Below are 18,572 nucleotides of genomic sequence, written 5' to 3' on the forward strand. Positions count from 1 at the left end.
ACGGGATTGCGGACTGAATCCGCTGGGGAAGGTCCCCGCCAAGCAAGGAAAGGAAGGTACAATGACCACCATGACCACCGAACCGGCCCGCGCCCGCGCGGTACTTTCGAACCAGGACTTCAGGCTGCTTCAGGAAGCCGTGCTGTTCTACATGCGCGCGCATGAGGACGATCCGGTCTCCTCCACGTACTCTAACCTCTATCACCGACTCGGCAGCGCCACCCGGCGCTGAGAGAGTTCGAACACAGAAAATCACGGCGGCCCGGCCGCCGGAAAACCAGCCCGACCCGCAAGGAAGGGCAGGCCACTCGAGTTCTTTCCTGGGGAGGAAAGCCAGCCCGTCGCACCCATGTGCGGCGGGCTTTTTCGCGGCCCGCCGGAGCCTCCGGACAAATCCGGATGGTACGACCGGCGCCTGCGCCTGCGGTTCGGCCTGTCGCAGCCACATTGACAAGAAAATTAACGGCTTGCCTATATCCCCGCCATCAGCTTGAGGGCACCATGTTGATTCCTGGCGACGGTCACGAAAGGGAAGCGAACGAAACGACGGGCAATCCGTCGGTCGCACCCGCGCACCCATCGCTTGAGGCCGCCCTTGCCGCCAGCGCGCGGACCGAATCTCTCCTGCGCGAAGCCATCGAGGCACTGCCCCAGGGCATTGTCATCCTTGACGAGGATGACCGCTACGTCCTGTGGAACCGTCGCTACGAGGAAATCTACCACCGCTCCGCCGACCTGCTGGAACGCGGCGCCAAGCTGAGCGATACGCTGCGCATCGGGGTTGAGCGCGGCGACTATCCGGAAGCCCTCGGGCAGGAGGAAGAGTGGCTTGCCCGCCGCGTCTCCATGCTGCGCCAGCCCGATTGCCGCCACGAGCAACGCCTTGCCAACGGCCGCTGCATCCTGATCGAGGAGCGCAAGACCGACAGCGGCGGCACGATCGGCATCCGCGTCGACATCACCGATCTCAAGCAGCGCGAGGAAGCCTTCCGCCTGCTGTTCGAGCAGAACCCGCTGGCCATGCTCGTCTACGATGCCGCAAGCGGGCACGTGCGCTCGGCCAACGAGGCCGCCTGCCGCCTGTTCGGCTATGCGGCGGACGCCATCGCCGGGATGAGCGCGCAGGTGCTGTTCTCCGAGCCCGATCGCGAAGCGGCCTCGCGCATGCTCGCCACCGATTGCCCGGAAGGCGATTCGTGCTGGCCGCTGCTGCGCAGCGACGGCGGCACCGTGGAAGCCATGGTCTCGACCCGGCTTTCCCAGCTGGAAGGCGATACGGTGACGATCGTGACGATCGTCGATGTCACCGAACGCCGCCGCATCGAGCAGCGCATGGCGCACATGGCCCGGCACGACGAACTCACCGGCCTCGCCAACCGTGCGCATTGCCGCGAATACCTGAGCCAGGTGCTCGAACACGCCTCTCCGGAGGACACCGTCACGCTGGCCTTCGTCGATCTCGACCATTTCAAGGCCGTCAACGACACGTATGGCCACCATTTCGGCGACATGCTGCTGACCGACGCGGCGCGGCGCATGCGCGAGCTGATCCCGCCGGACGCCCTGCTCTGTCGCATCGGCGGCGACGAATTCGCGATCATCTTCCGCCGCTCCAGCCAGACGCAGGCCGAACTGGTCGCCAAGTCGATCATCACTGCGCTGAGCGAACCGTTCTTCGTCCACGGCAACATGCTGCACATCGGCGCCACCATCGGCTTCGCCAGCGCGCCCTACGACACCTCCGACCCGCAGACCTTGCTGCGCTACGCCGACCTTGCGCTCTATGCCGCCAAAGGCGAACGGCGCGGATCGTGCCGGGGTTTCGAAGCGCGCATGGACGAGGCGGCGCAGGCCAAGAGCAGGCTGGAAAAGGACTTGCGCAAGGCCGTGCAGGAAGGCGCCCTTGAGGTTCATTACCAGCCGCTGGTCAATCTGGAGACCGGCGCGATCGAATGCTGCGAGGCGCTGCTGCGCTGGGATCACGGCGAACGCGGCCTCGTCTCGCCCGAAGTCTTCATTCCGCTGGCCGAGGAACTGGGGCTGATCGATCAGGTCGGCCGCTTCGTGCTCAATTCGGCCTGCCGCGAGGCGATGACTTGGCCCGCGCACATTCGCCTGTCGGTCAATGTCTCGCCGCTCCAGTTCCGCAACGGCAACCTGCTGAGCACCGTCATCAACGCGCTCTCGTCCTCGGGCCTTACCGCCGAGCGGCTCGAACTGGAAATCACCGAGGCCGTGCTGATGGAGCGCGGGCCCCGTCCCGCCGCGATCATCCGCAACTTGCGCGCTTTCGGCATCGGCATCTCGCTCGACGATTTCGGCACCGGCTATTCCTCGCTGAGCTACCTGCTCAACTACCCCTTCACCAAGATCAAGATCGACAAGTCGTTCATCCTGAACCTCCAGCGAGAGGCCAATTCGCGCGCGGTGATCCGGGCGGTGATCGGCCTTGGCCGCAGCCTTGGCGTCGATGTCGTGGCGGAAGGCATCGAGCGCGAGATGGAGCGCGAATACTTGCGCAGCGAAGGCTGCACGCAGGGCCAGGGTTTCCTGTTCGGTCGCCCCGGGCCCGCCGGCACGATCACCTTCGAAGCGCGCGAGACCGGCAGCCGCGCTGCCTGACGGTCCGGCCGGTTACCGGCACGCTTGACGCCTCTTCGCGATGACGGGCATGAGTTCCGTCCCATACGCGCGCCATGATCGGATCCCCCCTCCTCCCCGCCACGGAGCCGCCTCGATGAAGAGCATCGCCACGCTGACCATGAACCCGACGATCGACGTGTCCTACGACGTCGGGAAGGTTCGGCACACGCACAAGATGCGTACCGACAACGAGCATTACGCACCGGGCGGTGGCGGCATCAACGTGGCGCGCGTCTTCGTGCGGCTCGGCGGCAATGCGCGCTGCTATTACCTCTCGGGCGGCGCCATCGGGCCGGCGCTGGACGGGCTTATCGACCTGCACCAGCTCGTGCGCACGCGGATCGAGATCAAGGGACCGACGCGGATCGCCGCCGATATCCTCGAACACGAGACCAACAAGGAATACCGCTTCACCCCCGCAGGCCCGCACGTGAGCGAGGCGGAATGGACGCACTGCCTTGACGTGCTGGCCGAAACCGACTGCGATGTGATGGTCCTCAGCGGCTCGCTGCCGCCGGGCGTGCCGACCGACTTCTACGCCCGCGTCACCCGGCTGCTGCGGCCCAAGGGGATCGAGATCGTGCTGGACACCTCCGGCGCGGCCCTCGCGGCCGGGATCGAGCAAGGCGAACTCCTGCTGGTGAAGCCCAGCCAAGGCGAACTCGCGGAGTACTGCGGCCACGCGCTCGACAGCATCGAGGCCATCGGCAAGGCCGCAATGGAGATCGTCGATGCCGGGAAATCACGCCTTGTCGCCGTGACGCTGGGGCATGAGGGCGCCGTCCTCGCCCACGTAGGTGGCACCGTGTACCTGCCTGCACTGAAGATCGCGGCCGCGAGCGCAGTGGGTGCGGGCGACAGCTTCGTCGCCGCCATGGTCCACGCGCTGTGCCGGGGCGAGGACGACCTTTCCGCCTTCCGTTACGGCCTTGCCGCAGGCTCCGCCGCCGTGCTGCGCGCGGGCACCGATCTGGCGCGCCCTGCCGACATCGCGCGGCTGCTTGATAAGGTCCAGCCATTGTAAAACGCCCCGGCTGATCTCGCCCTTGCTTGCTCGCCCAACAACACCTCGTCGCCCCCGCGAAGGCGGGGGCCCCGCTTTCTTGCGGCGTAAAGAAAAGTAAGCGGGATCCCCGCCTTCGCGGGGACGACGGAAAAACAGGATTGGGGGGTAGGAGAGGATTAGGCCGATCGGAACAGCCAAACCTCAGACCGCAATCGCCCGCAGACAGAACGACCAGATCGCCTCGGCCAGCGCCTCACGCTCGCTGCGGTTGGGCGCGTGGCCTTCCTCCTCCAGCAAGAGCGTATGCACCGTCGTCGAGACGAGGTTGTAGATCAGCCGCGCCTGAAGCTGCGGGTCGGCCTTGCGAAACACGCCCGCCTCCATGCCGTCAGCGATGTGCCCGGCCACGAGGTCCAGCAACGGCTCCAGCGCCGCCTTGAGTTCGGCCGGGCGCTGCTGGGCAAGACGCAAGTGTTCGCGGCTGAGCGCCGCGCTGCGCAGATGCGCGCCGCCGACAAGCGTCTGGTCCGCCGCCATCTGGCCCGGCAGTCCGCCTGCCAATTGCGCCTGACCAACCACAAGCCCGCGCACGATCGTTCCCAGCGCCTCGGCCGGATCGCCGGCACCAGCGGCCATTTCGCGGAACTGGTAAGCCGCCAGCCGCAGCGTCGTGTCGAACACTGCCAGCACCAGATCGTCCTTGCCCTGAAAGCGTTCGTAGAAAGCGCGGCGCGCAAGGCCCGTGCGCGCGAGCACCGCACGGATAGTGAGCCCTTCCAGCCCTGCCTCGTCCAGCAACTGGTGCGCCGCGGCAATCAACCGGCGGCTTCGGTCCTCTTCCGCGTCCGCAATCGGCAAGGGCGCGATGGCCAAAGGCAGGATCGGGCTGGGGTTCGTGCTCGCCATCGCCATGGGGTATCCGCTCTCGCCCGCCCGGTCCAGCCCGTCGGAAAGGACCGGGCGGGCAGGCTGCGCCGCCGAGATTGACTCGCGCCTGTGCTTCGCGCTAAATAGACGAGAACAGCGTTCTCAAGCAACGCGAAAGAGACGGGATTCAGGAGAGCCAGATGCCCAAGGTGACTTATGTCGACCATACCGGTCATGCGACGACGGTAGAGGTCGAAACCGGCGAAAACGTCATGCGCGGCGCGCTCTACAACGGGATCGACGGGATCACCGGCGAATGCGGCGGCGGCCTCTCCTGCGCCACCTGCCACTGCTATGTCGATGCGGACTGGACCGACACGGTGGGCGGCCCGTCTTCGCAGGCGGAAGAAGAACTGCTCGAATCCGCGGCGGATGAAGTGAAGCCTTCCAGCCGCCTCTCCTGCCAGATGGTGATGACGGACGCGCTGGACGGGCTGGTCGTCCATCTGCCCGAGCATCAGTTCTAAGCCGCGCGAAAGGGAGAGAAACGATGCCGATCGACGCCGCCAACCCCGTTCCGCCCACTTTCCCGCGCCATGTCGGGATGGATCAGGTGCCTGACCACGTTCCGGCGGATCTGATCCGCCAGGTGGGCCTGACCTTCGGGCCCGAATTCCTTGCCTCGCCGCACGATTTCATGGCCGCGCTGCACGACAAGCAGCCGCCGATCTATTACGACGTCAGCCCGATGGGGAACATGTGGCACTTCACCCGCCACGAGGATGCCCTGTTCGGCCTGCGCCATCCCGAGATCTTCTCGAACGAAGGCGCCACGCCGTTCCCGCGCGATCCTAGCGACTACTTCTACTTTATCCCGATCGAAATCGATCCGCCGCACCACCGCAAGTATCGCAACATCGTCGATCCGGTGTTCAGCCCGCAGGGCGTGCTCAAGCTGGAAGGCCTGATCCGCAAGCGCGCCAACGATCTGATCGACGAGATCGAAGCCAAGGTCGCCGCCGGTGGCTCCTGCGAATTCACCGAGGATTTCGGCCGCCCGCTGCCCGTCGCGGTGTTCCTGGACATCATGGGTCTGCCGCAGGACATGCGCGATACTTTCGTGTCCTGGGCGATGGAACTGCTGCACTCGAACGACCGCGCCATCATGGGCGGGGCGATGCAGAAGATCACCGCCTATCTGAAGGAAGCCATTGCCGAGAAGCAGGCCAATCCCGATGACGGCGTGGTCAGCCGGATCGCCCATGCCCAGGTGGACGGCGCGCTGATGTCCGAGAAGGAGATCTTCGGTTTCGTCTGCTTCCTGTTCATCGCCGGGCTCGACACCGTGTTCGCCACGCTCAACAACATCTGGGCATGGCTGGCGGAGAACCCGGAAAAGCGGCAGGAAATCATCGACCGTCCGCAGGACATCGACAAGATCGTCGAGGAACTGCTGCGCCGCTGGTCGGTCACTTTCTCGGGCCGCGTGCTCGACAAGGACCACGAAATGCGCGGCGTGCAGCTCAAGAAGGGCGACCGCGTCACCTTCATCCTGCCCGCCTGCAACTTCGACCCCGAAGTCTTCCCCGATCCGCTGACCGTGGACTTCGACCGTCCGCGCAAGACCATTCTGGCCTTCACCGTGGGCGTGCACAGCTGCATGGGCGGGCACCTCGCCCGTCTGGAAGTGAAGATCGCGTTGCAGGAATGGCTGAAGCGTATTCCGAACTTCGAACTCAAGCCCGGCACCCGGATCGAGTACCGCCCCGGCGGCGTCATCGGGCCGGAGGAAGTGCCACTGGTCTGGTAAGCGCGGGTCAAATCCTGCGGGATGAGAGATAACACGGGGGCCGGGTGGGATCATCCGGCCCCCGTTCCGTTCAGGGCTCCGGCAATTGCAGCCTTGACGGGAGCGGGCGCGGAATGCGGGCTTGATCCGCTCATCCTAGCCTATCGAAGGATGGCGACCTCGCACCGTACCTCAGGGGCTTCGACAAGCTCAGCCTCAGCGGGTGGAGAGAGACGAGCGCAGTGGGAATGCAGGTCCGGTGCACCTCCCTCCGCTCATCCTGAGCTTGTCGAAGGATGGCAGCCTCGCACCGCGCCTCAGGAGGCCCCCATAAGCTCAGCCTGAGCGAAATCTTGGCCCGCTACGAGAGCATCAGGAGATGGGGCGGCGGCGCAGGCCGATGGCTGCTCACCTGCGCCGCCGGGGCCAATCCGCACGCCCCCGGCGCGGTTGCCCTGCCCCCTCCGGTCCACCGAGACCTGCGCGACCACGAAGGACCCTGCGGTGGAACTGATCATGGAATTGGCCAAAACGATAATCCGCTCCGGAATTACAGATCCGCGTACCATCGGCTGAATTTCCAGGAATCATCGCAGGATGCTCCTTTGAAGTCAGAATGGAGGATCGCACCGGGTGCCTGCACTGGAAAGGCGGGATAGGTCCGAAACGGTGAGACCCGCCCCCTTCCCAACGGGTGCGCTCCATCATGCTGCACAAAGGACACGCATCGAACGCGAAGCGTCCTTCCGCAAATTCGGACTTTGCCAAAGCGAAAAAATGTTCCAAGGTGCAAGGCGAAGGGCCGTTCTCGGCCTTGGCGGCGTTGGGAGAGAGCGCGCCGAGGGGAGCTTAAACCTCCTCCGGCGCGCCGAATCTTCGCAATTGCAGCATGAACTTGATACCTCGAATCGGCGCCCCTGTCCTGCGAAAAAGCAGACAGGGGCGCAGTTCGTTCAGGCCTGCAACACGGCTCTTCGCCCCAATCTTTGCGCAGTCGCAGCATAAATCGTATCATCTTGAAGCGTAAGCGAAAGGCGCAGGTGATTCGCGGAAGAATCCCTTCTCGAACATCGGCGCCCCGGCCCATCGGACTGGACAGATGCCCGATATCGAGTGCGACGTCCTCATTGTCGGCAGTGGAATCGGCGGCCTCACCGCCGCCATAGCCGCGCGCATGGCCGGTCTGGACACGCTGGTTATCGAGCAGGACCTGCTCATCGGCGGCCCCTCCTCGCTGTCGAGCGGGATGCTCTGGATGCCCAATAGCCAGTTGATGATACGCGACAAAGTGCACGATTCGCGCAGCGCCGCATTGGACTATCTCGCCAACTTCGTGGCCGAGGGCGATCGCTCCTCCACGCCTGAGCGCCGCGCCGCTTTCGTCGATGGCGTGGCACCGCTGGTGGCGCTCTACGATTCGCGCGGCATTCCGCTGCACCGCTGCGAGGGGTATCCGGACCATTACGACACCCTCCCCGGCGGCCATGCCGAGGGACGCGCCGTGGAAACCTCGGTGATCGACGCGGAGCGGCTCGGCACCTGGCGGCGCAGGATCCGGCCGCAGAGCCTGCCGATTCCCGCCCGCGCCTCGGAGCTTGCCCGTCTCAGCCGCGCCACGACGTGGGAGGGCCGCCTGGGCTCGGCCCGCCTGCGCTGGCGGCGCCTTGCCGGACGGGTCCGCGCGCAGGAACTGTTCACGGCAGGCGCCGCGCTTCAGGCCCGCCTCTTGCTCAGCGCGCTGGAACTGGGGGCCGAGATCCGAACCCGCGCGGCGCTGATGGCGCTTGAAAGCGAGCGCGGCCGCGTCACCGGCGCCATGATCGACTGCGAAAGCTGGCACCGGCGGGTGCGGGCGCGCCACGGCGTGGTCATCGCCAGCGGCCGCGTCGCGCCGAACGCAACGCAGCCCACTCCCGGCGAGGGGGCCGGCGATGCGGTGGCGGCGATGGAGGGACTCGGCGCGGGAACCGCGTGGATGAGCGACGCCTGGCGCTTCGTGCGCCCGGCGTCCGAGCATGTCACACCGGCATTGATCGTGCTGCCGGGGCTTGCCAAGCCGCACCTCGTGATCGTTGACGCAGCGGGGGGCCGCTTCGTCAACGAGGCGGCGCCGCCGATGGAGGTGGGCCGCGCCGTTCTTGCCCGGGAAAGCCTGGCGAGCGGCATCCCGGCGGCATGGGCAGTGCTCGATGCCCGCCACCGCGTGCACTACCGCTTCGGCCCGCTGCCGCCCGGCCCCGTCCCGCGCCAGCAGTTGCAGAACGGCACGGTGGTAAGAGCCGCCTCGCTCGACGCGCTCGCCCATGCGTGCGGGATCGATCCGGCCGGTCTGGAGGCAACGGTCACGCGCTGGAACGCGCTGGCCGCACGCGGCGAGGACTCCGATTTTGCCAAGGGCGTCTCGGCCTACAACCGCTATTACGGCGACCCGCGCCATCAGCCCAATCCCTGCATGGGGTCGATCTCGCGCGCGCCGTTCTTCGCCATTCCGCTGCGCTCCGAAAGCCTTGGCACCTGCGGCGGTGTGCTGGTCGATGCCCATGCCCGCGTGCTGCGCGATGACGGGCGGCCGATTACCGGGCTCTACGCCATCGGCGGCTGCACCGCGCCGCTTTCCGGCCCCAACGACATTGCCCCCGGTTTCGCGGCAGGCGTCGGCGCGGTCTTCGGGATGATTGCCGTGCGCCATATGGTCGGATAGGCGGGCGGCTCCATCCTCCTTGGCAGGTTCCTCTTGCTCCGCTTCTCCCGCCCCGACACCGCACAGGCGCGTCTGCTCTGGTCCATCGCCCTGCCCGCGATGCTGACCAATCTGGCGACCGCGCTGTTCGGGCTGGCGGACATGTGGGCGATCGGCAGGCTGGGCGACGCTCCGGCGCAGGGCGCGGTGGAACTGGGCGCCAAGTTCATGATGGCGCTGCTCAACGTCTTCAACTTCCTGCGCACCAGCACCGTGGCGCTCACCGCGCAAGGCTCCGGACGCGGTGACGCTCAGGCGCAGGCGGCCACGCTGGCACGCGCCATGGCAGTGGCGCTGGGGATCGGCACATTGCTGATCGCCGCGATGCCGCTGGCGATCCCGCTCGGTCTGGACCTGCTGGATGCCAAGGCGGCGGTGCGCGAGAGCGCGCAGCATTACATCGCCATCCGCTATTGGGCGGCGCCGTTGTGGCTGGGCAATTGCGTGCTGGTGGGATGGCTGATCGGCCAGCGACTGGTGCGCCATGTGCTGGTGGTGGAAGTGGCGGCCAATGCCGTGCACATCGCGCTGGACCTGTTCCTGGTGCTGGTGGTCCACTGGGGCGTTGCCGGCGTGGCGACGGCGACGTTGACGAGCGAAGCGTTCAAGTTCCTCGTCCTTGCCGCCATCGTGCTCAACCGCCCTTCGGCGCGCGCCGCCTTCGCCGCGATGCGCCGCCGGGTGACGTGGCGCCGCGCCGATCTGGCCGCGCTGTTCGCCCTCAACCGGGACCTGTTCCTGCGCACGCTGCTGCTGACGGCGGTGCTGCTGCTGTTCGCCCGCACCGGCGCGCAAGGCGGGCCGGTGACGCTGGCGGCCAACGGCATCCTGTTCCAGCTGTTCATGCTGGCCACGCTGATCCTCGACGGGTTCGAAAGCGCCGCGCAAGTGCTCTGCGGAGAGGCGCTTGGCGCGGGCGAGCGATCCCGCTTCAACGCCGCCGTACGCGCCGCGCTGCTCTGGGGCGGGGTGACGGCGCTGGTGCTGACGCTGGGCTATGTGTTTGCCGGAGAGGCGCTGGCCGCACGCTTCAGCACCGACCCGGCGGTGATCGCCCGCGCCGCGCAATTCGTGCCATGGGTCATGGTGCTGCCCATCGCCGGCTACGCGTCCTACGTGCTGGACGGCGTCTTCGTCGGCGCGGGATGGACGCGGGCTATGCTGGGGACGATGGCGGTCTCCATGGCGATCTACGGCGCGCTGATCTGGCTGCTCCACCCGCTGGGCAATGCGGGATTGTGGACCGCCTTCACGCTGTTCTTCGTCGCCCGCGCGGGTAGCCAATTGGCCGTGCTGCCGCGCAAGGTACGGGCCAGCTTCAGCGTTTCCTGAAAACGACCGTAAGGTTGTTGGCCGGCATCTCGATCACGCGTTCGAGAGCAAATCCACGCGCGTCGGCCTGCCGCGCGACCTCGTCCAGCAGGCGCAGACCCCACGCCGGATTGCGGCGCTTCAGATCCTCGTCGAAAGCGGCATTGCTCGGCTCAATCGCATGGCCTTCGCGGCGGTAAGGGCCGTAGAGCACCAGCGGTTCACCCGTGGTCAACAGCCGCCCCGCTGCCGCCATCAGACCCTCGGTCGCCGCCCAGGGGCTGATATGGATCATGTTGATGCAGACCAGCGCATCGGCATGCGAAACCGGCCATTCCGCGGCAGCCGCGTCGATTTCCAGCGGAGCGAGCAGGTTCGGCACGCTCTCCGCCTCCCGCCACGCCTCGATCGAAGCGCGCGCCTCTGCATCCGGATCGCTGGGCTGCCAATCGAGATGGGGCAAGCCGCGCGCGAAGTGAATGGCGTGTTCGCCGGTGCCGCTGGCCACTTCCAGCACCGTGCCCGATGCCGGCAGGACATCGCGCAGCACGTCTAGGATGGGATCGCGATTGCGGGCGACGGCGGGTGCGGTGCGGCGAAGATCGGACATGGCACGGGCGTAGCTCCGGCCGATCACGCCTGCAAGACGCTCACTCCCACAGGCCAAGCGTGTCCATGTCGTCAGGCTCCGGCGGGTCGAGCGGCACCTCGCAGAGCATTTCGCTATCGTCCAGAAAACCGCAGAACCGCTGGTGCAGTGCTTCCAGATTGATCCGGCGCATCTCCGCCGCGCTGAACCCGGCGGCGACGATGGCAGCCAGCGCGCGCTGCTTCTGGGCGATCAGGTCTATCGCCTGAAGCTCCCGCAGATGGCGCGCGGCAAAGTCCTCATCACGGCAGAGCACTTCGCCCAGCGCCTCTATCTCCGCGCCCAGTTCCACCAGCACATCGGCCATCGCGACCAACTTCGGGGCCATGAATTTGGAATCGTGGATCATCCGATCACGCTGCCAGAACCGGCGCATCCGGCGCGCTGAGCGACTGGAGGTCCAGCACCATGACCATGCGGTCCTCTATCGCCACCAGCCCTTCCAGGAACGGGATCACCTCGTCCCGACCCGCACTGGGCGGGGCTTGCAAGGCTTCGGAATTGAACGCCACGATGTCCGATACGGAATCGACGATCAGCCCCTGCGATTGCGTGTGCGCCGCATGACCCTCCACCTGGCAGACGATGATCGCGTGGCGCGGCGTCGCCTCGGTCGGCGCCCAGCCCAGCCGCGCGGCAAGGTCGATCACCGGCAGCACGGTGCCGCGCAAGTTGACCACGCCCGCCACGTAATGCGGCACGCGCGGCATGGGCGTCACCGGGGTCCATGCCCGGATCTCGCGGATCGACATGATGTCCAGCGCGAAGATCTGGCCGGCGACTTCGAAGGTGATGAGTTCGCGATGCATGGGCGGGCCTTCCTTCAGTGGGCGACGCGGCGCACGGCCGCGACCAGCTTGTCGGTATCGAACGGCTTGACGATCCACCCGGTGGCCCCGGCGGCGCGGGCGCGGGCCTTCTTCTCGTCCGAACTTTCGGTGGTGAGGACAAGGATCGGCCGGTCGCGATGGCGAGTGCCGCCGCGCACCTGCTCGATCAGGCCGAACCCGTCGAGCCGGGGCATGTTGATGTCGGTGATGACGACATCGACCTCGTTCGCGGCCAGCCATTCCAGCGCGGACATGCCGTCATCCGCCTGCGCGACATCAAAGCCGTTGGTGGAGAGCGCATGATTGAGCAGCGCACGCATCGATGCGCTGTCGTCTACGGTAAGGACACGGGTGGTCTTGGACATCAGGGGCCTCGTTTCCTTCAGAACAGTTCGACTTCGCCGCGCTGGGCCAGTTGGGCGGCGGCCAGCGGGGCGGCAGGTTGGATGGCTGCGTCGAGCGCGGCGGACGCGGCGACGGTGCGGCACCGCACCAGTCCCGAGGCAGGGCGGAAATCGACGCGGCGGGCGCCGGTGCCGCCAAGGTCCTGCTTCACCAGCTCGATCCGCTCGCGCACCAGAAAGCCGCGCGCGAATTCGGCATTGGCGGTGCCGATCCGCTGCATCCCGGCGCGGATATTGGCGCCGCCATAAAGATGCGCGCGCAGCCGGTCCTTGCGCGCGCCGTAGGACAGCATCTCGTTGATCAGCATCTCCATCAGGTAGACGCCGTAGTGCACGTCCACCTCGCCCCGCGTATGGCTGGCGGGCGGTTCGGACAGCAGGAAGTGGTTCATGCCCCCCAGCTCCGCCACCGGATCGTAGAGGCAACTGGCGACACACGATCCCAGCACCGTGTTGAGTTCCACGCGCGGCCCCGCGCTGACCTTGAACTGGCCTTGCAGCACGGTCAGGCGCATCGTCTCTCCCATCTGGCCGGGATCGGGATTCATTGGGTCAGGCCGCCTTGTTGAAGGCATGGCGGGCGATGCGCCCGATCGGGGCGACGACGCGCGCCGCGCCCAGCGAAATCGCCGCGCGCGGCATGCCGAACACGGTGCATGTCTGCTCATCCTGCGCGATGGTGTGCGCGCCCGCCTCGCTCATCGCCAAGAGCCCGCGCGCGCCGTCCTGGCCCATGCCGGTGAGCAGGATGCCGACGGCGCCCGGCCCCACCTCCTTCGCCACGGAGGCGAACAGCGCATCGACGCTGGGTACATGGCCGCTGATCGCCTGCCCGCGCCGCAGCCGCGTGGTCAGGGTGGCGCCACCGCGCACGGTCAGGTGATGGTCGGCTGTGGCCGCCAGATAGACGGTGCCGGGCTTGAGGGGCATGGCCTGCTCGGCCACCTGCACGCGCGCCGGGCCAGCCTGATCCAGCGTGCGGGCAATGGCCGGGGCAAAGCGCGGGTTCACATGCTGGACGATCATCGTCGGCGGGCAATCGGCGGGAAACTCGCGCAGCAGTACCTGCAGCGCCTCCACCCCTCCCGTAGAGGCGCCGATGGCGATCAGGCGGGTGTCGCGCCGGATCGAGCGCCGGCTCTCCTCGGCCACCACCGGCGCGGTCTTCCCCGGCTTGTGAAAGCGGACTTGCGCGGCATCGCGGATCAGTTCGGCCAGCTCGCCGCCGTCCTGAAGGGCCAGCTTTCCAGTGGGGTCGTACTTCGAATAGCAATTCACCGCCCCCAGCCCCAGCGCGCGGGCGGTGACGTCGTTACCCTCCTGCGTGGCACCGGAAACGATGATCACCGGGGTTGGCCGCAGGGTCATGATCTTTTCCAGGAAATCGAGCCCATTCATCCCCGGCATCTCGATATCCAGCGTGACCACGTCGGGATCGAGCCGCTTGATCAGCGCCCGCCCCTCCGCCGCGTCGGACGCGGTGCCGACGACCTCGATATCGCGCTGCTCGCTCAGCCGCGACATCAGGATCGCGCGCATGGTGGCGGAATCGTCGACGATCAGGACCCGGATGCTCACGCCTCGTTCCTCCTGTAGATAGTGGGGCCGACCTGCCGCAGCATGGCGGCGGCGGAGCCGGTCACGCGTTCGGAATGGCCGATGTAGAGAAAGCCGCCGGGGTGCAGCGCCTGCGCATAGCGGGCGACCAGCCGTTCGTTGGTGGCGCTGTCGAAATAGATCATGACATTGCGGCAGAAGATCGCATCGAACCGGCCCTTCATCGGCCAGTTTCCCAGGAGATTGAGCTGACGGAAGCGCACTATCGAGCGCACCGGGTCCGCCACCGTGGTCTCATCCCCGCGCGTGCTGCTCCACACCGTGCGCAAGTCGGCGGGCACGGGTTCCAGGTCCTTGGCCGCGTAAGTCGCCGCCCGTGCCTTGGCCAGCACATGGGGGGCGATGTCGCTGGCCAGCACCGCCAGATCGCGCCGCGCCAAGTCCAGCCCCTGCCCGCGATCCGGCCCCAACAGAGTCATGACCATCGACCATGTCTCCTCTCCGCTGGAACAGCCTGCCGACCACAGGCGCGCCGGCTCCCCGGCCTTCAGCTTGCGGATGAGATGCGGACGCACTTCGCTGGCGAGATGTTCGAAGTGGTGCGCCTCGCGGTAGAAGAACGTGTGATTGGTGGTGAGCGCGGCCATCGCGCGGGCCAGTTCCGCCCGGTCTATCCGCATCAGTTCGATATAGCGGCCGAAGCTGACCGAACCGGTGGAGCGCACCAGCGGGGCCAGCCGCGAATAGACCAGCATCGCCTTGCCCTGCGGCAGCACGATGCCGACCTCGTCATAGACGATCCTGGACACCGCCGCGAAGTCGCGCGCGCTGTAGATGTCCGGACTGATGCCGGGAATCGGATCCATGGTGGCGGCCGCTGTGTTCACGCGGCATGTCTTTCGTGATTGGGCCGGTCGTGATTGGGCCGGTCTTGCGGCGGCAGCGCGCAGGCCACCAGACTGTCGACATCGACGATCAGCGCCACGCGCCCGTCGCCCAGGATCGTCGCCCCGGCCACGCCTTCCACCACGCGGAAATTGGTGGCCAGGCTCTTGATCACGAACTGGCGCTGGTCCTGAATGCCGTCCACCAGCAGCGCCGCCTGCCCGGCGCTTTCGGTATCGACGACCACCAGCACGCCCTCCTCGGGCGACGTCGCGCCCAGCGGCGATCCCAGCGCATCCTTCAGCGCGATCACCGGAATGAACCGCCCGCGCACATTGAGCATGGCCTGACTGGAGCCAAGGCCCTGCACCGCCCCCTCCTCAGGGCGCAGGCTCTCCACCACATGCGCCAGTGGCACCACCAGCGTCTGGTCGCCCACGTTGACGATCATCCCGTCGGAAATCGCCAAGGTCAGCGGCAGGGTGAGAAGGAAGGTCGTGCCCTTGCCCGGCGTGCTCTCGATAGTGATGCGCCCGCCCAGATCCTTCACGTTCTGGCGCACCACGTCCATGCCCACGCCCCGGCCGGAGATGTTGGACACCACTTGCGCGGTGGAGAAGCCGGGGGCGAAGATCAGGTTGTCGATCTCCTCGGCGGAAAGCTGCGCGTCGGCGCTAACGATGCCTTTCTCGATTGCCTTGGCCAGCACGCGTTCGCGGTTGATCCCGGCGCCGTCGTCCCCGATCGAGATGAGAATACGGCCCGAACGATGCTCGGCCGACAGCGTCAACGTGCCTTCGGGCGACTTGCCGGCGGCGATGCGCTCTTCCGCCGTTTCGATGCCGTGGTCCACCGCGTTGCGTATCAGGTGAGTCAGCGGCTCGCCCAGCCGTTCGATCACGGTCTTGTCGAGTTCGGTAGTCTCTCCGAAAACGTCCAGCTTCACGTGCTTGCCCGTGGTCGAGGCGAGATCGCGCAGGATGCGCGGCACCCGGCTGAACACGCTGCCGATGGGCTGCGCGCGGATCGACATCGCGCTTTCCTGAATGTCGCGCGTCAGGCTTTCCAGCAGCGAGAGTTCCTCGGTCGCGGTGACGCCGGCGCCCTCCAGCCGCTGGTCCAGCATGGCCTGCGCGATCACCAGTTCGCCCACCAGATCGATCAGCCGGTCCAGCTTGAACAAATCGATGCGGATCGACTGGCCGGCCGTCGTCGCCGCTGCCGGAACCTGTGCGGGCGCGGATGCCGCCGCCGGGGGCGGCGCGGCGGGCTTGTCGGGCGAATGGGCGGCCGGTTCGGCGGGTGGCGCCGCGCACTCGATCCCCGGTGAAAGCAGTTCGACGGGCGGGATCTCCTCGTCCGCGCCGAATGCCAGCGCGCAATCGTCACCGATGAAATCGAAGATCTCGCGCACGGCGTCCTCGGCGACGTCGATCGGCAGCGAGAAGGTCCAGCCCAGATAGCCTTCCGCGACGCTCAGGGCGTCCAGTGGCGGGACTTGCGAAACGTCGCACTGCTCGACCTGCCCGCCGAGCGCCGCAATCTCGCGCAGCATCAGCAGGGGCTCGCTGCCGTTGCGCATGGCACCCGCGCGGGGCCGCAGGTGGACGGGCCAGCGCGAGTGTTCCGGAGCTGCCGTATCGAAACCGCCGGTCAGATCGTCCAGCAGGGCATCGAGGTCGAGCCCGAAGTCCTCGCCGCTATCGGAAGCGGGCTCTGGTTCAGGCTCAGATTCCGGCGCGGCGACATGGGCGGAACCGGCGCCGCCAACCGCCATCGCCGCTTCCATCTCGGCAATCAGCGCGGCATCGGGCGGCGGTGCTCCCCCCTCCTGCGCGGCCTCGACGTGATCGGACAACGTGTCGAGCGCGCGCAGCAGCAGGTCCACCAGCTTGGGCTCGATCGCCACCAGCCCTTCGCGCACGTCGGAGAGCAGCGTCTCGAACGTATGCGTATAGGCCTGAAGCGCGATGTAGCCGAAGGCCCCCGCCCCGCCCTTGATCGAATGGACGGCGCGGAACACTGCATTCACTGTATCGGCATCCTGCGTGCCTTCGCGGCAGGCGGCGAGGCCCGCTTCGGCAGCGGAAAGCGATTCCTCGCACTCGGCAAAGAAGATCTGCTGGATTTCCTCGGGGCTCACAGCGCGGGTTCCTCGAACAGTTCGGTCACAAGACCAGTCAGCCGCGCCGCCTCTTCCAGCGCGGGCGATGCGGTGATCCGCGCTCCGCCGCCGCTACGCCGGGCGGAAACCAGCAATTGCAGCACCGCCTGCCCGACTTGGGCAACGCCGGTGCCGTCGATCTGCATCGGCGCATTGCCCATGGCGGCCACGAGTTCGGGCCAGAGCGCTTCGGCGGCCGCCCGGTCGCAACGGGCCGGCAAAGTGATGCTGGTCATGCAAATCCCCGTTTTTAAATGGCCCCGGTTTCGCCCCCCGCTTGAGCGAAGGACGCGCCGAACGACTTGTCCTATCCATGACGATGCCAACACGGGGTTTGCCGCAAACTCAGGCGATGCCCTTATGGCGGCTAAGGGAATTGGTCTCAGGCGGGGGGCTATCGGAACTTTCGGTCTCAATCCGAAAGGCGAACCCTCATGCATGACGCCCGCGTCCTGGTGGTCGACGATTCAGCCGCGATGCGTGCGCTGTTCTGCGACGTGCTGGAGCAATCCAAGAACGTCGTCGTCGTCGGCACCGCCGCCAGTGCGGCCGAGGCCCGCGACCAGATCGCCGAGCTGCGCCCCAATGTCGTCACGCTGGACGTGGAGATGCCGGGGATGAGCGGGATCGAGTTTCTGGAAGAGATCATGACCACCAACCCGATGCCGGTGGTGATGCTTTCGGCGCTTACCCAGAGCGGCACGGAAACATCGCTGAAGGCCTTCGAACTGGGCGCGGTGGAATGCTTTCCCAAGCCGTTGAAGGCCACGCCCGAACAATTTGCCAAGACGGTGGGCAAGCTGGGCAAGATCGTGATCGCCGCCGCCAATTCGAACGTGCGCGACCGGCCGCGCCATCGCGGGCCGAAAGCCGAAGGGGCAGGCGCGGGCGGCTATGCGCCCAACGGCAAGATCGCCGCGTTCAGCACGTCGATGGGCGGCGTGGATGCGCTGACCGAAGTGCTGGGCCATTATCCGAAGAACTGTCCGCCCACCGTCATCATCCTCCAGACCGAACCGGCACTGGTGGAAATGTTCATTGCCCGTGCCGACAAGGACTGCGCCTGCGCGGTCAAGGCGGCGGCGGACGGCGCCGAACTGGTGCCGGGCACCGTCCACATCGCGTTCAATCCGGGCAAGCACGTGATCGTCGAACCCGGCAGCCCGGCCAGGCTGCGCATGGTGGAGCGCGATCCGGTTGAGGGTTTCCGCCCTTCCGCCACGCTGCTGTTCGGGACGATCGCGCGCGGTGGACTTCCCGCCATTGGCGCGGTGCTGACCGGCATGGGCGAGGATGGGGCCAAGGGGCTCAAGCTGTTGCAAGCGGCGGGATGCCGCACACTGGCGCAGGATCGCGCCACGGCGACGGTCCCGCAGGCCCCGTCGGCGGCGGTGGAGGCCGGTGCGGTGGATGCAGAGCTGAAGCTGGAAGAGCTTGCCGCCGATGTGCTCGCGCAATGCGGCACGGCGGACGGCTGAAGAAAAGCGGGGTCCCCGCCTTCGCGGGGACGACGGGGATCAGGGCGGGCGGTCAAAAAAGCTAAGCGCCCACCTCTCCTGCGGCACCGGCCCACTCCCCCACCCGACCTCCCTGCGGGACATAATCTGGGAGGTCGGGTGGGGGAGTGGGCCGGTGCCGCAAGCCTTCGACGGATGTCGGAGGCGCACTCCACAAAAAAAGCCGCCGACGCCGGGGGATGGGGGGAGGCGTCGGCGGCTTGACCGGTC

18 protein-coding genes are annotated in these 18,572 nt (G+C 67.0%); 8 read left to right on the forward strand and 10 right to left on the reverse strand.

All coding sequences use genetic code 11. The annotated features are described in order from the left end of the window. Window positions 1-61 precede the first annotated feature (61 nt). The 3 genes from EDF56_RS25890 (at window position 62) to EDF56_RS09605 (ending at window position 3,667) form a co-directional block, all read left to right on the forward strand. The gene (locus tag EDF56_RS25890; protein ID WP_165912155.1) at window positions 62-232 is read left to right on the forward strand and encodes a hypothetical protein; all 171 of its coding nucleotides are present in this window, start codon (window positions 62-64) and stop codon (window positions 230-232) included. A 269-nt stretch (window positions 233-501) separates the two neighbouring features. After that, window positions 502-2,622, forward strand: a complete 2,121-nt coding sequence (locus EDF56_RS09600) for an EAL domain-containing protein (RefSeq protein ID WP_132386733.1) — start codon at window positions 502-504, stop codon at window positions 2,620-2,622. A gap of 115 nt (window positions 2,623-2,737) precedes the next feature. Continuing rightward, window positions 2,738-3,667, forward strand: a complete 930-nt coding sequence (locus EDF56_RS09605) for a 1-phosphofructokinase family hexose kinase (protein WP_132386735.1) — start codon at window positions 2,738-2,740, stop codon at window positions 3,665-3,667. Window positions 3,668-3,850: 183 nt separating this feature from the next. On the opposite strand, the gene EDF56_RS09610 is transcribed toward EDF56_RS09605, so the two are convergent. Beyond that, complete coding sequence (locus tag EDF56_RS09610) at window positions 3,851-4,555, reverse strand: TetR family transcriptional regulator (RefSeq protein ID WP_132387443.1); 705 nt, start codon at window positions 4,553-4,555, stop codon at window positions 3,851-3,853. Between the two features lie 161 nt (window positions 4,556-4,716). On the opposite strand from EDF56_RS09610, the gene EDF56_RS09615 reads away from it, so the two are divergent. From EDF56_RS09615 to EDF56_RS09630, 4 genes are all read left to right on the forward strand, one after another. After that, window positions 4,717-5,043, forward strand: coding sequence for a 2Fe-2S iron-sulfur cluster-binding protein (locus EDF56_RS09615; protein WP_132386737.1), 327 nt, complete (start codon window positions 4,717-4,719; stop codon window positions 5,041-5,043). Window positions 5,044-5,066: 23 nt separating this feature from the next. Beyond that, window positions 5,067-6,326, forward strand: coding sequence for a cytochrome P450 (locus EDF56_RS09620; RefSeq protein WP_132386739.1), 1,260 nt, complete (start codon window positions 5,067-5,069; stop codon window positions 6,324-6,326). 1,078 nt (window positions 6,327-7,404) lie between these two features. Beyond that, window positions 7,405-9,006 (forward strand): FAD-dependent oxidoreductase, encoded by a 1,602-nt coding sequence (locus tag EDF56_RS09625; protein ID WP_132386741.1) that lies wholly within the window; start codon window positions 7,405-7,407, stop codon window positions 9,004-9,006. Window positions 9,007-9,039: 33 nt separating this feature from the next. After that, window positions 9,040-10,377: an MATE family efflux transporter gene (locus EDF56_RS09630; protein WP_243652516.1), complete on the forward strand. Its 1,338-nt coding sequence runs from the start codon at window positions 9,040-9,042 to the stop codon at window positions 10,375-10,377. On the opposite strand, the gene EDF56_RS09635 is transcribed toward EDF56_RS09630, so the two are convergent. From EDF56_RS09635 to EDF56_RS25895, 9 genes are read right to left on the reverse strand one after another with little or no spacing between them, the layout of a single operon-like run. Beyond that, window positions 10,364-10,966 carry a DUF938 domain-containing protein gene (locus EDF56_RS09635; RefSeq protein WP_132386743.1) on the reverse strand — a complete coding sequence of 201 codons (603 nt, stop codon included), beginning with the start codon at window positions 10,964-10,966 and terminating at the stop codon, window positions 10,364-10,366. The genes EDF56_RS09630 and EDF56_RS09635 overlap by 14 nt on opposite strands. Window positions 10,967-11,006: 40 nt before the next feature. Then, window positions 11,007-11,333 (reverse strand): hypothetical protein, encoded by a 327-nt coding sequence (locus EDF56_RS09640; RefSeq protein ID WP_243652517.1) that lies wholly within the window; start codon window positions 11,331-11,333, stop codon window positions 11,007-11,009. 25 nt (window positions 11,334-11,358) lie between these two features. Continuing rightward, on the reverse strand, window positions 11,359-11,814 hold the full coding sequence (locus tag EDF56_RS09645; RefSeq protein WP_132386745.1) for a chemotaxis protein CheW: 456 nt from the start codon (window positions 11,812-11,814) through the stop codon (window positions 11,359-11,361). Window positions 11,815-11,828: 14 nt separating this feature from the next. Next, window positions 11,829-12,200, reverse strand: a complete 372-nt coding sequence (locus EDF56_RS09650; RefSeq protein WP_132386747.1) for a response regulator — start codon at window positions 12,198-12,200, stop codon at window positions 11,829-11,831. A gap of 17 nt (window positions 12,201-12,217) precedes the next feature. Next, a complete protein-coding gene (locus tag EDF56_RS09655; RefSeq protein ID WP_165912156.1) occupies window positions 12,218-12,787 on the reverse strand; it encodes a chemotaxis protein CheD in 570 nt (189 codons plus the stop codon). A 4-nt stretch (window positions 12,788-12,791) separates the two neighbouring features. Next, window positions 12,792-13,817, reverse strand: a complete 1,026-nt coding sequence (cheB, locus tag EDF56_RS09660; RefSeq protein ID WP_132386749.1) for a chemotaxis-specific protein-glutamate methyltransferase CheB — start codon at window positions 13,815-13,817, stop codon at window positions 12,792-12,794. Beyond that, on the reverse strand, window positions 13,814-14,683 hold the full coding sequence (locus EDF56_RS09665) for a protein-glutamate O-methyltransferase CheR (RefSeq protein WP_132386751.1): 870 nt from the start codon (window positions 14,681-14,683) through the stop codon (window positions 13,814-13,816). Before EDF56_RS09665 ends, cheB begins: the two co-directional genes overlap by 4 nt. After that, a complete protein-coding gene (locus tag EDF56_RS09670; protein WP_132386753.1) occupies window positions 14,680-16,824 on the reverse strand; it encodes a chemotaxis protein CheA in 2,145 nt (714 codons plus the stop codon). The genes EDF56_RS09665 and EDF56_RS09670 overlap by 4 nt, the downstream gene beginning before the upstream one ends. Further along, on the reverse strand, window positions 16,821-17,081 hold the full coding sequence (locus tag EDF56_RS25895) for an STAS domain-containing protein (RefSeq protein WP_165912157.1): 261 nt from the start codon (window positions 17,079-17,081) through the stop codon (window positions 16,821-16,823). The genes EDF56_RS09670 and EDF56_RS25895 overlap by 4 nt, the downstream gene beginning before the upstream one ends. A gap of 198 nt (window positions 17,082-17,279) precedes the next feature. Here EDF56_RS25895 and EDF56_RS09680 point away from each other — a divergent pair, with 198 nt between their 5' ends. Continuing rightward, complete coding sequence (locus EDF56_RS09680) at window positions 17,280-18,323, forward strand: chemotaxis protein CheB (protein ID WP_132386757.1); 1,044 nt, start codon at window positions 17,280-17,282, stop codon at window positions 18,321-18,323. The last annotated feature ends 249 nt before the right edge of the window (window positions 18,324-18,572 follow it).

Origin of the sequence: Novosphingobium sp. PhB165 (assembly GCF_004341845.1) — a bacterium.
Classification (GTDB): domain Bacteria; phylum Pseudomonadota; class Alphaproteobacteria; order Sphingomonadales; family Sphingomonadaceae; genus Novosphingobium.

What these genes read in the sequence shown, in the direction of transcription:
- EDF56_RS25890 (WP_165912155.1), top strand. Translation starts at nt 62, where the DNA reads ATGACCACCATGACCACCGAACCGGCCCGCGCCCGCGCGGTACTTTCG.
- EDF56_RS09600 (WP_132386733.1), top strand. Translation starts at nt 502, where the DNA reads ATGTTGATTCCTGGCGACGGTCACGAAAGGGAAGCGAACGAAACGACG.
- EDF56_RS09605 (WP_132386735.1), top strand. Translation starts at nt 2,738, where the DNA reads ATGAAGAGCATCGCCACGCTGACCATGAACCCGACGATCGACGTGTCC.
- EDF56_RS09610 (WP_132387443.1), bottom strand. Translation starts at nt 4,555, where the DNA reads ATGGCGAGCACGAACCCCAGCCCGATCCTGCCTTTGGCCATCGCGCCC.
- EDF56_RS09615 (WP_132386737.1), top strand. Translation starts at nt 4,717, where the DNA reads ATGCCCAAGGTGACTTATGTCGACCATACCGGTCATGCGACGACGGTA.
- EDF56_RS09620 (WP_132386739.1), top strand. Translation starts at nt 5,067, where the DNA reads ATGCCGATCGACGCCGCCAACCCCGTTCCGCCCACTTTCCCGCGCCAT.
- EDF56_RS09625 (WP_132386741.1), top strand. Translation starts at nt 7,405, where the DNA reads ATGCCCGATATCGAGTGCGACGTCCTCATTGTCGGCAGTGGAATCGGC.
- EDF56_RS09635 (WP_132386743.1), bottom strand. Translation starts at nt 10,966, where the DNA reads ATGTCCGATCTTCGCCGCACCGCACCCGCCGTCGCCCGCAATCGCGAT.
- EDF56_RS09640 (WP_243652517.1), bottom strand. Translation starts at nt 11,333, where the DNA reads ATGGCCCCGAAGTTGGTCGCGATGGCCGATGTGCTGGTGGAACTGGGC.
- EDF56_RS09645 (WP_132386745.1), bottom strand. Translation starts at nt 11,814, where the DNA reads ATGCATCGCGAACTCATCACCTTCGAAGTCGCCGGCCAGATCTTCGCG.
- EDF56_RS09650 (WP_132386747.1), bottom strand. Translation starts at nt 12,200, where the DNA reads ATGTCCAAGACCACCCGTGTCCTTACCGTAGACGACAGCGCATCGATG.
- EDF56_RS09655 (WP_165912156.1), bottom strand. Translation starts at nt 12,787, where the DNA reads ATGAATCCCGATCCCGGCCAGATGGGAGAGACGATGCGCCTGACCGTG.
- EDF56_RS25895 (WP_165912157.1), bottom strand. Translation starts at nt 17,081, where the DNA reads ATGACCAGCATCACTTTGCCGGCCCGTTGCGACCGGGCGGCCGCCGAA.
- EDF56_RS09680 (WP_132386757.1), top strand. Translation starts at nt 17,280, where the DNA reads ATGCATGACGCCCGCGTCCTGGTGGTCGACGATTCAGCCGCGATGCGT.